Genomic DNA, 15370 nt, shown 5'->3' with positions numbered 1-15370 from the left:
TGATGGCACAATCGGCACAGATTCAAGATATTTATCCGTTATCGCACATGCAGGAAGGAATGCTGTTTCATTCACTGATGGATTTCAGCTCAAAAGCCTATGTCGAACAGACATCGTTTACGATCACAGGGAATCTATGCATCGACTCGTTTCAAAAGAGCTTAAACCTTCTTGTTTCCCGGTATGATATTTTCAGAACGATTTTTATTAAAGAAGTCCAAGATCTTACAGGTCCGCAGCAGGTAGTCCTGTCAAACCGGGAATTGACAGTGTATCGAGAAGATTTTTCTCACCTGGCCGATCATGAACAGCAGGCTCTGATCGATGCTTTTATGACCAAGGATCGGGAAAAAGGATTTAATTTGCAAAAAGATCCGTTAATGCGTCTTGCCCTTTTTGATAGAGGCAACAGCCAATATACATGTGTATGGACACATCACCATATCATCATGGATGGTTGGTGTCTGGGCATTATTCTTAAAGAGTTTTTCAGCATGTATGATTCGCTCAAAAATAACTCACCTGTACGGCTTGGCAGCACGGTGCCGTACAGCCGCTATATTGAATGGCTCGGAGAACAAGATCAAGAAGAGACTGCTGCTTACTGGAGCGGATATTTGAAGGAGTACGGCAATACTGCATCTATCCCCCGGATAAAGCGCCGCCCGGCGGACGGGGATTATAAAGCCGACCAGATCAGCTTTTCTTTAGCACCGGAAATGGTTGAGAAACTGACTGAGGCCGCCCAAAATTGGGGAGTGACACTAAACACGTTGTTTATGAGTATGTGGGGCGTGCTTCTCCATCGATATACTGCCGCTGATGATGCAGTTTTTGGCTCCGTTATTTCAGGACGCCCGTCAGCGATTGACGGGATTGAATCAATGGTCGGCTTGTTTATTAATACTGTTCCAGTGCGAATTCGATCTGCGGAGGGCATGACGTTTTCTTCGCTGGCCAAAGCCGTGCAGGAGGATATTTTAGCATCTGAACAGCATGGGTATTATCCGCTTTATGAGATCCAAAACCATAGTCCATTGAAGCAAGGCTTGATCGATCATATTTTTGTCTTTGAAAATTATCCTGTACAGCTTCATCAGGCATTAAGCATCGAGAGTGAAAATGACGAAAGCGCACTGAAGCTGGGTGACATTTCAATGTCCGAACAAACCAATTACGACTTTAATATCGTTATTGTTCCGGGAGAATCATTTTATATCAAATTCAGCTACAACGCAGCCGTTTATGAACGTGAGGAGATGCTGCGGATTCAAGGCCATATAAAGCAAGCGCTAGATTGCATTTTGACACATCCCGATATTGCCGTCAGTGACATCAATATCGTGCCGCCGGAGGAGCAACAGGTTATCCAATTGTTTAACGAAACAGAGCGTCCTTATGTGAACAAAACGATATCCCAATTGTTCGAGGAACAAGCTCACAAAACACCTGAAGCTGCTGCATTGAAAATGGGAGACGAATGCTGGACCTATCACCAATTAAATGGAAGAGCCAATCAGATTGCGCACGCCCTGATAGAAAAAGGCGTTGGACCTGGAGATATCGTGGCTGTGATGATGGGCCGGTCAATGGAAATGCCCGCAGCTTTACTTGGGATTTGGAAAGCAGGATGCGCTTATATGCCGCTTGATCCAAATTTTCCAGAAGAACGTCTTTCTTTCCTGCTGAAGGACAGTCAAGCAGCCCAATTGCTGATAGAAGAAGACCTTATGTCATTCATCCCGCCGCACTATGAAGGAAATATGATACCGATAGAACGTACAGAAAGCTACCAATCAGCAGCTCCAGATGTGCCGCCTGGTGATCTTGCCTACTTGATTTATACCTCGGGAACGACAGGGCGGCCTAAAGGTGTTCTCGTTGATCATCATGGCATTGCCAATACATTGCAATGGAGACGGGAAGAGTATGGCATGACCGAACAGGATATATCCCTCCATTTGTTTTCATATGTGTTTGACGGTTGTGTGACGAGCTTGTTTACCCCGCTTTTATCCGGTGCGTGCGTACTGCTGACAACAGATGACGAAGCGAAGGATGTTCTAGCCCTTAAACGAAAAATAGCCCGTTATAAAGTCAGTCACATGATCATTGTTCCTTCCCTGTACCGGGTGTTATTGGAAGTGATGACTGCTGGCGATGCAAAAAGTCTTCGTATTGTGACATTTGCGGGTGAAGCGGTCACGCCTGATCTACTTGAGATGAGTGAAAAGATTTGTCCTTCTGCAGAATTGGCAAATGAATACGGGCCCACGGAAAATAGTGTGGCAACAACAATATTGCGACAACTGAATGAAAAAGGGAGGATCACGATCGGGCACCCGATTGCAAACACGAAAGTATTTGTTTTACACGGAAATCAAATGCAGCCGATCGGCGCGGCGGGCGAACTGTGTATTTCCGGCGAGGGTCTTGCAAAAGGATACTACAAACAGCCAGAGCTTACAGACAAAGCATTCTCCGATCACCCGTTCCTTGAAGGGGAGCGTTTATACAGAACAGGTGATGCAGGCCGCTTTTTGCCGGATGGAACGATTGAATATATAGGACGTTTTGATGATCAAGTGAAAATTAGGGGTTACCGCATTGAACTGAAAGAAATTGAAACGGTTCTTCGACAGGCGCCAGGAGTGAAGGAAGCAGCGGTACTGGCCCGCGATGTTTCTGCTGAGGAAAAAGAGCTCGTCGCTTATATCGTTCCGGAAAAGGGAAACAATCTCCCGAATTTGTATCGGCATCTAGCCGGGACATTGCCGCCCTATATGATTCCCGCAAGTATTACCAATATCAGCAGGATGCCATTAACATCCAGCGGGAAGCTTGACCGGTCAGCACTTCCTGAACCAGAAAACAATGCGAGCCTCACATATATGCCGCCCCGAACTTTAATCGAGGCTGATCTCGCACATATTTGGGGAGATGTGCTAAATAAACAGCAAATCGGCATTCGTGATGATTTCTTTCAATTAGGCGGACAGTCCTTAAAAGCGGCCGCACTGGTATCAAGAATACATAAAAAGCTTAATGTCGAGCTGCCGCTCAGTGAGGTGTTTTCTTATCCGACGGTTGAAAGCATGGCAGTCAAATTGACGGGCTTAAAAGAACATGCTTTTACACAGATTGAGCCTGCGGATCAAAGAGAAGTCTATCCGCTGTCTTTCTCGCAAAAACGATTATATGCTCTTCATCAGCTGGCAGATGACAGCACAGGCTATAACATGCCCGCTGTACTTGAATTACGCGGAAATCTGGATCGCCAGCGGTTGAGAAGCGTTCTCACAGAACTTGTGAATCGGCATGAAGCATTGCGGACTGTTTTTGTGCTTGACAGAGGAGAGCCCGTGCAGATCATATATCCAGAGATGGCTTTTGATCTGAAAGAGCTTGAAATGGAATCAGAACAAATGCTTGAGTCTGCAATCGAATCTTTTATCAAACCGTTTGATCTATCGTCCGGTCCGCTTTTTAGAGCATGTGTCATTACAATGGGCAATAATCGCGGCTTTTTGCTGCTCGATATGCACCATATTATTGCCGACGGTGTCTCGATGAGCAATCTTGTCCAAGAATTTACTGACTTGTATTGCGGAAAAGAGTTGCCAGCTTTAAACCTGCATTATAAGGATTTTGCTGTTTGGCAGCAAGAGAAGTACCCGAAAGAGCTATACAAAAAACAGGAGGCTTACTGGCTCGATCAGCTTGGCGGGAGTCTTCCTGTATTAGAATTACCGCTTGATAAAACAAGACCGCGTCTCCCTGATTTCAGCGGCGGAACAATCAAAGTAAACATTGATAAAGACACGGCAGATGAGCTGCACCGTTTAATGGTTGAAACGGGAACAACGTTGTATATGATTCTTCTGGCTGTCTATTCTATTTTGCTATCCAAGCTAAGCGGGCAAGAGGATATTGTCGTCGGCTCGCCTGCTGCCGGAAGACCGCACGCCGATCTGGAGCGCGTCATCGGGATGTTCGTAAATACTTTAGCGATGCGCAGCCAGCCCGAGGGCCACAAAACGTTCAGCTCGTATTTGCAGGACATTCGCCACCTGGCTCTGACGGCTTACGAGCATCAGGATTATCCTTTTGAGGAGCTGGCAGATAAGCTCGATACACATCGAGCGGTAAATCGCAACCCGCTGTTCGATGCGATGCTCGTGCTTCAAAGCAGTGAGGATTTCCAGTTCGAAGTGCCTGGTCTATCAATTTCGTCTGTCACTCCAAAACACGATATATCTAAATTCGATTTGACATTACACGCTGAGGAGCATTCGGGCGGGATTCACTGCCGGTTTGAATACAGCACCGCTCTTTTTGAAGAAGAGACCATTGCGCGATGGGCATCCCATTTTATTGAACTGGTGAAAAGTGTAACGGCTGATACCAAGATGAGAATTTCGGAAATACAATTGCTTCCTGCAACAGAGCGTAATTTGCTCCTTGAAAAAATGGGACAGTATGCCGCTTATCCAAGAAATGAAAACATTGTAAGCTTATTTGAAAAAAAAGCCGCTGAACATCCGGAGCATCTCGCAGTGGTGTGCGGTGACTCTCAGCTTACTTATCGAGACCTGAATGAAAAAGCTGAGCGGACAGCTGCTATGCTGATCAAACAAGGGATCAGAACTGGCGATATCGTCGGTCTGATGCTCGAACGGTCGCCTGATATAATCATTGGCATTTTATCGATTTTAAAAGCTGGAGGGGCCTACTTGCCGATTGATCCTGAATATCCTCAGGAACGTATCAGCTTTATGCTCAATGACAGCGGGGCAGAAATGTTGCTGACAGAGCGCGGTCAAAACAAACCTGCAGACTACAAGGGGCCTATTTTGTATATCAATGAAGTTGCAAATGATTCAATTCCGGCTGATTTTAAAATTCAAACCCTAGCAGATCAGCCGGCATACGTGATATACACATCCGGAACGACTGGCCAGCCCAAGGGCGTCATTGTCGAGCACCGCAATGTGATCAGCCTCTTAAAGCATCAAAACCTGCCTTTTGAATTTGGCCATGCAGACGTCTGGACGTTATTTCATTCATATTGCTTTGATTTCTCTGTATGGGAAATGTTCGGTGGGTTATTAAACGGAAGTACACTAGTCGTGGTCTCTAAAGAAACAGCCCGTGACCCCCATGCATTCCGATTATTGTTAAAAAAAGAACGCGTCACTGTACTCAATCAGACCCCGACAGCTTTTTACGGCCTGATGCATGAAGATCAAAACCATACGGATCGATTAAACATCCGATACGTAATTTTTGGCGGCGAAGCTTTACAGCCCGGCATGCTGAAAAGCTGGAATGAAAAATATCCTGATACTGATCTGATCAATATGTACGGTATTACAGAAACGACGGTACATGTAACATTCAAAAAATTGTCCGCAGCAGACATTGCAAAAAATAAAAGCAATATCGGACGGCCGCTTTCAACTCTGCAGGCATATGTAATGGATGCTCATATGAATCTGCAGCCGATCGGAGTTCCAGGGGAGATGTATATAGGCGGTGAAGGTGTGGCACGGGGATATCTCAACAGAGATGAGCTGACCGCTGACCGTTTTGTGCCTAATCCTTATCTTCCGGGGGACAGATTATACCGAACAGGAGATCTTGCTAAACGCCTGTCAAATGGCGAGCTGGAATACTTAGGCCGCATTGATGATCAGGTTAAAGTCAGAGGGCACCGTATTGAGTTAGGCGAAATCCAAGCGGCTCTTCTTCAGCTTCCAATTGTTAAAGAGGCGGCTGTCATCACAAGAACAGATGAGCAAGGGCAAGCAGTTGTATATGCTTACATGGTGACAAAAGATAAACAGGCAGCGAATGCATCAGACATCCGGGCTTCTCTTAAAACCATGCTGCCTGACTTTATGCTGCCGGCCCGTTTGATACAGGTTGACAGCATCCCGCTGACTGTTAATGGAAAACTTGATCAGAAAGCCCTGCCGGAACCTGATAAACACGATTATATTGCTGATGATATCAGCCCTAGAAATGAGATTGAAAAGGTGATGGCTGAAATTTGGGAGGAGCTTCTTGATGTAGATGAGCTGGGCGTAAACGCCAATTTCTTTGAACTGGGTGGAGATTCTATTAAAGCGCTGCAAGTTTGTGCCAGACTGAAGCAGCGCGGATTTGAAACGACAGTACGTGAGATGTTTGAACATCAGACTCTTGGTGAACTGTCCGCTCGTGTCCGAAAAGCCGTACGCGTCATTGACCAAAGTCCGGTCGAAGGCGAGATCACTTGGACACCTATCCAGCAATGGTTTTTCTCGCAATCTCTGGAAATCAATCATTTTAACCAGTCCGTTATGCTCTACCGGACTGAAAGATTTGACGAGATTGCGCTTAGAAAGGTGCTGAAAAGCCTGGTGACTCATCATGACGCACTAAGAATCGTATGCCGGTATGAAGATGGCAGGCCGGTACAGATAAACAGAGGGATAGATCTTCCAGATAAGGAGTTATATGCTCTTGAACTGTTTAATGTAAAGGATAACTTAACAGAAGCACGTAATCGGATTGAGGAAGTAGCCAGCCAGATACAAGAGCATATTCGTTTGGAAACCGGTCCATTGATTCACGCTGGATTGTTTAGAGCCGAGAATGGAGACCATTTGTTTCTGACGATTCATCACTTAGTTGTTGATGCAGTTTCATGGCGCATTTTGTTCGAGGATTTTTCAACGGCCTACAAACAGGCAGTCTCAGGAGAATCTATTAAACTGCCGCAAAAAACAGATTCATATTTAACGTATTCACAAAGAATAGCTGACTACTCTAAAAGCCGCCAGATGCAGCGAGAAGAAGCATATTGGAATGAGCGAGAGAACCGTCACATTCAACCTATTCCTAAAGACAATGAAGCAGCACCAAACACATTCAAAGATACAGAAGTGATTGATTTTAATCTGTCCCGCCATCACACAGAATTATTGTTAACGGCTGCAAATAAAGCATACAGCACGGAGATGAATGATATCCTTCTGACAGCTTTAGGCCTTGCTTTGCAGCAATGGACAGGCTATGACCAGTTTAAAATCAGCATGGAGGGCCATGGAAGGGAATCATATCTTGAGGATATTGACATTAGCAGAACAGTCGGCTGGTTCACCTCGATTTATCCTGTATGGCTTGATATGAGCAATTCTGATCATAAGAACAAAGATGAGCGGCTGGGCCACCTCATTAAACAGACAAAAGATATGCTGCACCGTATACCGCATAAGGGCGCAGGCTATGGTGTGCTGAAATATACCAACAAAAAATGGGGTTCTGAGAAAGGCAGCCCGGAAATCAGCTTTAATTATTTAGGTCAGTTTGATCAGGATATTCAATCAAAAGCCTTTGAGGTTTCTGACATCAAGCCAGGGAATGAGATCAGCCCAAACTGGGAGCGTCCTCATGCACTGGATATCAGCGGCGCCGTTTCTTCGGGGTGCCTAAACATGCACATGATTTATAACAGGCTTCAATTTGGGAATAAAACAATCCAAACTTTTGCCGGGCATTTTAAACAGACTCTGGAATACATCATTGAGCATTGTACGGGCAAAGAAAACCGAGAGTGGAGCGCATCTGATTTCACTGATGAAGATTTAACGCTTGATGAATTGAGTGAGATTATGGGAGCCGTCAACAAACTATAGGGAGAGGAGATTCACTGATGCCGCAGCAACCCGAAATACAAGATATATACCCTTTGTCATTTATGCAGGAAGGGATGCTTTTTCACTCACTGTATGATGAACAGTCAAGAGCTTATTTTGAACAGGCTTCTTTTACGATCTATGGACAGCTAGATTTGGAGCGTTTCCAGAAAAGTATGGATGCTGTTTTTGAAAGATACGAAATCTTCCGAACGGCGTTCATCTATAAAAATGTAGCCAAACCCCGTCAAGTCGTACTCAAGCATCGTCATTGCCATGTTCATTTTGAAGATATTTCTCATCTCAACGAAAGAGATAAAGAACATTGTACCGAGGCATTCAAAGAGCAGGATAAGTCCAAAGGCTTCGATCTCCAAACAGATGTACTGATGAGAATATCTATTTTAAAATGGGCGCCTGATCGTTATGTCTGTATCTGGAGCCACCATCATATTTTAATGGATGGCTGGTGTTTAGGCATCGTCATTAAGGATTTTCTCTACATTTATCAAGCGCTGGGAAAAGGTCGGCTTCCTGATTTGCCTCCCGTACAGCCGTACGGGACGTATATTAAATGGCTGATGCAGCAAGACCGAGAAGAAGCGGCTGAGTATTGGAAAAAGAGGCTTCAGCATTTCGAAAAAGCTACGCCTCTGCCAAAAAGAACAGATCAAATGCCGGATGGGACATTAGAGCAGATCACGTTCACCATTTCTGAAAAAGAAACCTCCGAATTACAGAAAATCGCAGCAGCTTCTGGTGCGACACTAAACACTGTTTTCCAAGCTTTATGGGGGATTATGCTCCAAAAGTTCAATCGCAGCAGCGATGCTGTGTTCGGATCCGTTATATCAGGCAGACCTTCTGAGCTAAAAGATGTGGAAAACATGGTCGGGCTTTTTATCAATACCATTCCTATTCGAGTCCAAAGTGATTCTCTTTCTTTTTCTGACTTAGTCAGCAGGATGCAAAAAGACATGACTGAAGCAGAAGCGTATAGTTACTTCCCTTTATATGACATTCAGGCGCAGAGTGCTCTCAAACAAGAGCTGATTGATCATATTATCGTCTTTGAAAATACACCTACCCAGCAAGAGATTGAAGAGCTGAATCAGGCTCGATCATTTGATTTCTCCGTGAAGGATTTTGAGATGGAAGAGGTGACCAATTATAGCTGCAGTGTCAAAGTGATCCCAGGCCGTACGTTGTACGTTCGGATTCATTTTCATACCGGCGCTTATCAACCAAACATGATGTCCGAGATAAAAGATTATTTACAGCACATGGTCTCTGACGTCATCTCTGATCCATCTCTTCCCGTGTCAAAGATGACATTGCTAGATGAGAACAAAACACGAAAAATCCTTTCTCAAAACAACGGGACAGTATCTGTTTCGCCTGAAGCCCCGACACTGCACGGTCTGTTTGAACGACAGGCGGCTGTCACACCGGAACGGCCGGCCATCCGCTTTTCCGGCGGTTCGCTGACATACGCTGAGCTTGACATGTACGCCAGCCGGCTGGCTGCGCACCTTGCGGCACGCGGCGTCACAAACGAAAGTATCGTCGGGATCCTGTCTGAACGCTCACCTGAAATGCTGATCGCTGTCCTTGCTGTCTTGAAGGCAGGAGGGGCCTATTTGCCGCTTGATCCTGCGTATCCAAAGGAGCGGCTGAGCTACATGCTGAAAGACAGCGGGGCATCACTCTTGCTGACGCAGCCGGGATGCTCCGCACCGAGCTTTTCCGGGGAGACGCTTGAAGTGGACACGGCATCTCTTGCGAGCGAAAAAGCAGAAAGTCATGTATTTGCTCCTGCTGACAGCGGCTCTCTCGCCTATATCATCTATACATCGGGCTCCACCGGGCAGCCAAAAGGGGTAGCCGTTGAGCACCGCCAGGCTGTTTCCTTTCTGGCTGGCATGCAGTGTCAGTTTCCGCTTCAGGAAGATGACATTGTCATGGTGAAAACCTCTTTTTCCTTTGATGCGTCTGTGTGGCAGCTGTTTTGGTGGGCTCTTTCCGGTGCTTCGGCGTATCTGCTTCCGCCCGGCTGGGAAAAAGACCCCGCATTGATCATACAAGCCATTCATCAGGAAAAAGTGACAACGGCTCATTTTATTCCGGCTATGCTGAACAGCTTTCTCGATCAAGCGGAAATGTTAGCGCTCGGTGACGGGACAAGCCTGAAGCGTGTATTCGCCGGAGGTGAACCGCTTGCGCCGCGTACGGCAGCCCGTTTTGCTTCTGTATTGCCGCAGGTATCATTAATCCATGGTTACGGGCCGACAGAAGCCACGGTAGACGCGGCATTTTACGTGTTGGATCCAGAACGGGACAGGGACCGTTTGCGGATTCCGATTGGAAAGCCCGTACCCGCTGCGCGTTTGTATGTTTTAGATACGCATTTAGCCGTACAGCCTTGCGGTGTCGCCGGCGAACTTTACATTGCCGGAGCAGGTGTTGCCAGAGGCTATTTAAATCGGCCGGCCTTAACAGAGGAGCGTTTTCTTGAGGACCCGTTTTACCCGGGTGAACGCATGTTCAAAACCGGGGATGTGGCGCGCTGGCTTCCTGACGGGAATATTGAATTCCTCGGCCGCACGGATGATCAAGTGAAAATCCGCGGCTACCGGATTGAGCCTGGAGAAATTGAAGCAGCGCTTAGAAGCATTGAAGGTGTCAGAGAGGCAGCCGTTACCGTACGGACTGACAGCGGCGAGCCGGAATTATGCGCCTATACAGAAGGACTAAGAAGAAACGAAGTGCGGACGCAGCTTGAAAGACTGCTGCCGAGCTACATGATCCCGGCTCATTTGATAGAGATGGAACACTGGCCGGTTACGCCAAGCGGAAAGCTGGACCGAAACGCCCTGCCAGCTCCTGACGGAGCGGCAGATGCAAAGACCTACACGGCGCCGAGAAATGTGACAGAGATGAAGCTTGCCCAGCTGTGGGAGGACGTGCTGAAAAACGGTCCTGTTGGGATTCACGACAACTTTTTCGACCGCGGAGGACATTCCTTAAAAGCAACGGCGCTTGTCTCGCGGATCTCAAAAGAATTCGATGTACAGGTGCCGCTGAAAGATGTGTTTGCCCATCCGACGGTAGAAGGGCTGGCTTCCGTTATCCGTGAAGGAACGGACAGTCCATATGAAGCGATGAAACCGGCTGAAAAGCGTGAGACCTATCCGGTTTCCTCCGCGCAAAAACGGATCTATGTCCTTCAGCAGCTGGAGGACGGAGGGACAGGCTACAATATGCCGGCTGTGTTAGAGCTGGAAGGGAAGCTTGACCCCGAAAGGCTGGACAGGGCTTTCAAAGAGCTGATCAAGCGCCACGAGTCGCTTCGGACATCCTTCGATCAGGACGAAGCCGGCGAGCCGGTGCAGCGCATCCATGACGAGGTGCCGTTTACATTACAGACAGCAGTCCTCGGCGAACAAACCGAACAGGAAGCCGCAGCCGCGTTTATCGAGCCGTTTGATCTCAGCCAAGCGCCGCTGTTCCGTGCCCAAATCGTAAAGGTGTCAGATGAGCGGCACCTGTTGCTGGTTGATATGCATCACATTATGTCAGACGGTGTTTCAGTCAACATTCTGATTCGGGAATTCGGGGAGCTTTACAACAACCGGACCCTTCCGGCGCTTCACATTCAATATAAAGACTATGCCGTATGGCAAGAAGGATTTAAAAAAGGAGACGCGTACCAGACGCAGGAGGCGTACTGGCTGAAGCAGCTCGAGGGCGAGCTGCCGGTCCTGGATCTCCCGGCTGATCATACCCGCCCGCCGGTGCGGAGCTTCGCGGGTGACAAGGTCTCATTTACGCTAGATCAAGAGGCCGCATCAGGCCTTCATAAACTGGCACGGGAAAACGGAAGCACACTGTACATGGTGCTCCTAGCGGCTTACACAGCGTTCTTGTCACGCTTAAGCGGACAGGAAGATATCGTCGTCGGATCGCCAATTGCCGGCCGGCCGCACAAGGATCTTGAGCCGATACTCGGCATGTTTGTGAACACGCTGGCGCTTCGGACACGCCCGGAGGGCGGGAAGCCGTTTGTGCAGCATTTGCAGGAAGTGCGCGAGACAGCATTGGAAGCCTTTGAGCACCAGGATTACCCGTTCGAAGAACTTGTTGATAAGCTTGAATTGACACGGGATATGAGCAGAAATCCTCTGTTTGACGTTATGTTTGTTCTTCAAAACATGGATCAGGAATCGTTGGAGCTGAATGAACTTTGTCTCAAATCTGCAGCAAACAATGGGCATCAAACGTCCAAATTTGATTTAACCCTATATACCCAGGAACAGCCCCGCGGTTTGCTGACGTTCCAAATGGAGTTTAGTACTGACTTATATAAGAAAAAAACGATAGAAAAGTGGCTTCAATACTTCATCAATATGTTACGCGCCATCATCCAAGACAACAAAGCCGCTCTCGGAACAATAAATATGCTAAATGAGGATGAGACCCATTACCTTATCCATGAGCTCAATCGTACAAAAATAGATTATCCAAGAAATGAAACCATCAGCAGGCTCTTTGAAATGCAGACTGAACAAACACCTAATGCCATTGCAATTGTCAGCGATACACAAGAGTTAACTTACGCGGATCTGAACAGCCGGGCAAATCAAATTGCTTCAGTTCTACAGAGAAAAGGAGTAGGGCCTGATCGTGTTGTAGCCTTGTTGACAGGACGAACGCCAGAACTCATAGCGGGAATGCTGGGTATTCTGAAAGCCGGGGGAGCCTACCTGCCTATCGCACCTGATCTGCCTGTTGAACGAATAGCTTATATGCTGTCAGACAGCGGTGCGGCATTACTCCTTCGATCTGAAAAAGCAGGAAAACGGCAATTAGACATTGCATGTGAACAATTCATAATCGAAGACATTCAAAAGCAAGGAGAAACAAAGAACATTGACTCGTCAGCAGGGCCGCATTCACTTGCATATATCATTTATACCTCTGGATCAACCGGTAAACCAAAGGGTGTCATGATTGAGCAGCGAAGTGTAATTCGTCTTGTTAAAAACAGCAATTATATTACATTTACACCTGCAGACCGTTTTCTCATGACATCATCAATCGGTTTTGATGTTGTGACATTTGAAATATTTGGACCGCTGCTAAATGGGGCAGCTTTGCATCTGTCCGATAAACAAGTATTTCTCGATTCCTATCAGCTTCAGAGATACATAGAACATCAAGGAATCACAACGATTTGGCTGACATCTTCTCTATTCAATCATTTGACAGAGCAAAATGAACAAACATTTTCACAGCTGAAACATTTGATTATAGGCGGAGAAGCTTTGTCGCCGAGCCATGTCAATAGAATCAGAAATGTCTGCCCTGAAGTATCTATATGGAATGGATATGGCCCTACCGAAAATACAACTTTTTCGACATGCCTTCACATTCAAAAAACATATGAACTTTCCATTCCGATCGGGCGGCCGGTTGGTAATTCCACCGCTTATATCTTAAATAAATGGGGAATGCTGCAGCCGATCGGAGCTGTTGGCGAACTTTGTGTCGGCGGAGATGGCGTCGCCAGAGGATATTTGGGCCGTCCTGATTTAACGAAAGAGAAATTTGTCCCAAATCCATTTGCGCCTGGCGATCGACTGTACCGCACAGGTGATCTGGCGCGCTGGCTTCCCGATGGCACAATTGAGTACGTTGGCCGTATTGATGATCAAGTAAAAGTCAGAGGCTATCGGGTAGAGCTTGGTGAGATCGAATCAGCACTTCGCCAAATAGACGGGGTCAAAGAAGCCGCTGTGTTGGCACGTACAGGCCAGACGGGGAGCAAAGAGCTGTTTGGCTACATCAGCGTAAATGCAGGCACGAATGCTGAACAAGTGCGTTCTCTTCTCGCGCGTTCACTGCCAAATTATATGATCCCGGCGTACATCATTGAAATGGAGACTCTTCCGCTCACATCAAACGGCAAATTGAACCGGAAAGCACTTCCTGAACCAGATTTCGCATCTAAACAAACGTACGTCCCGCCACGCGATGACCTTGAAGAACAGCTGGCATTGATCTGGCAGGAGGTTCTCGGCATCCAGAGGATCGGAATAGAGGATTCGTTTTTTGAATTGGGCGGAGATTCAATCAAAGCGCTTCAAGTTTCTGCACGCCTTGGGCGCCATGGGCTAAGCTTGCAGGTAAGTGATTTATTCCGGCATCCAAAGATAAAAGACTTATCACCATTTATCCGTAAGACAGAGAGAATCATAGAACAAGGCCCCATTCAGGGAGATGTTCCTTGGACGCCTGTTCAGCAATGGTTTCTTTCACAAGATATTGAAGAACGACACCATTTTAATCAGTCTGTCATGCTTTTCCATTCTGACCGTTTGTCTGAAGACGCCCTTAGAGCAGCCTTAAAAAAACTGGCGGAGCATCATGATGCGCTTCGGATGGTTTATCGTAACGATGACGGGCGATGGATTCAAATCAACCAAGGCATTCAGGAGTCACAGCTGTACAGTTTAAGAATATCTGATCTTTCACAGTCCGAAAGCGGTTGGGAAACGCAAATCAAACAAGAAGTTGCAGATCTTCAGCAACGCATCAATTTGCAAAAAGGACCATTGTTACATGCCGCGTGGTTTAAAACACTGACAGGAGATTACTTGTTCCTTGCGATCCATCATCTTGTCGTTGACGGTGTGGCATGGCGGATTTTGCTGGAGGATTTGTCAGCAGGGTACCAACAAGCATCTTCAGGCCAGGCGATTCAGCTTCCGCCTAAAACTGATTCCTACCAGGAATACGCAAGACGGATTCAGGAATATGCCCAAAGCAGCAGGCTGATTCGTGAAGAGGCGTATTGGCGAAGTGTGGAAGAACAGCAAGCTGCAGAACTGCCATATGAAATGCCGCTTTATGAGAACACAGACTGCAGCAGAAGGGATTCGATACGCTTTTCACTCTCTGAAGCAGACACTACCGTTTTGCTGCAAAACGTCAATCACGCCTATGGTACAGATACACAAGATATTCTGTTAACCGCAGCATCCTTGGCGATTTGTGAATGGACAGGCGGAAGCAAGCTCCGTATCGCTATGGAAGGACACGGGAGAGAACACATTCTGCCAGAGTTAGATATCAGCCGGACGGTCGGCTGGTTTACATCCATGTACCCGGCCCTCATAAGCTTTGAAAATCATAGGGATGAGCTCGGAACCGCAGTAAAAACCGTTAAAGATACACTGGGTCGGATACCAAACAAAGGGGTAGGTTACGGTATGCTGAAATACCTTACACACCCTGAAAACAAAAGCATTACGTTTTCAAAAACACCTGACATCAGCTTTAACTATTTGGGCCAGTTCAACGACATCGAAAGACAGGACAGCTTCCGTCCATCAAGTCTTGGGAGCGGAAAGGATATCACTCATACATGGAAGCGTGAGCAAATCATCGAGATGAGTGCAATGGCAGCAGATAACAAGCTCCATTTCAATCTTAGTTATCCGCCAGCCCGCTTTCATAGAAATACAATGGAGCAGCTTATCAACAGGATTGAACACTTTTTGCGGGACATTATGAAACATTGCGCCGGTAAACAGAAAGCAGAAAAGACGCTGAGCGATTTCAGCAGTCAATCATTAACGGCAGAGGATTTGGACAGTATATCCAGCTTGGTGGAAGAATTGTAGAAA

General features: G+C 46.9%; 2 protein-coding genes. Both read left to right on the top strand.

Going from position 1 to position 15370, the window contains the following annotated elements:
• Nucleotides 1-2 precede the first annotated feature (2 nt).
• Nucleotides 3-7682: a non-ribosomal peptide synthetase gene (locus M0696_RS09915; RefSeq protein WP_222143893.1), complete on the top strand. Its 7680-nt coding sequence runs from the start codon at nt 3-5 to the stop codon at nt 7680-7682.
• A gap of 17 nt (nt 7683-7699) precedes the next feature.
• On the top strand, nt 7700-15367 hold the full coding sequence (locus M0696_RS09910; RefSeq protein ID WP_248602732.1) for a non-ribosomal peptide synthetase: 7668 nt from the start codon (nt 7700-7702) through the stop codon (nt 15365-15367).
• The last annotated feature ends 3 nt before the right edge of the window (nt 15368-15370 follow it).

It is taken from the genome of Bacillus rugosus (assembly GCF_023238245.1).
Classification (GTDB): domain Bacteria; phylum Bacillota; class Bacilli; order Bacillales; family Bacillaceae; genus Bacillus; species Bacillus rugosus.
This window is presented reverse-complemented; position numbering and strand designations above follow the sequence as displayed.

Bases quoted from the DNA above. Each gene is read 5' to 3' on its own strand.
- M0696_RS09915 (WP_222143893.1), top strand. From the start codon at position 3: ATGGCACAATCGGCACAGATTCAAGATATTTATCCGTTATCGCACATG.
- M0696_RS09910 (WP_248602732.1), top strand. From the start codon at position 7,700: ATGCCGCAGCAACCCGAAATACAAGATATATACCCTTTGTCATTTATG.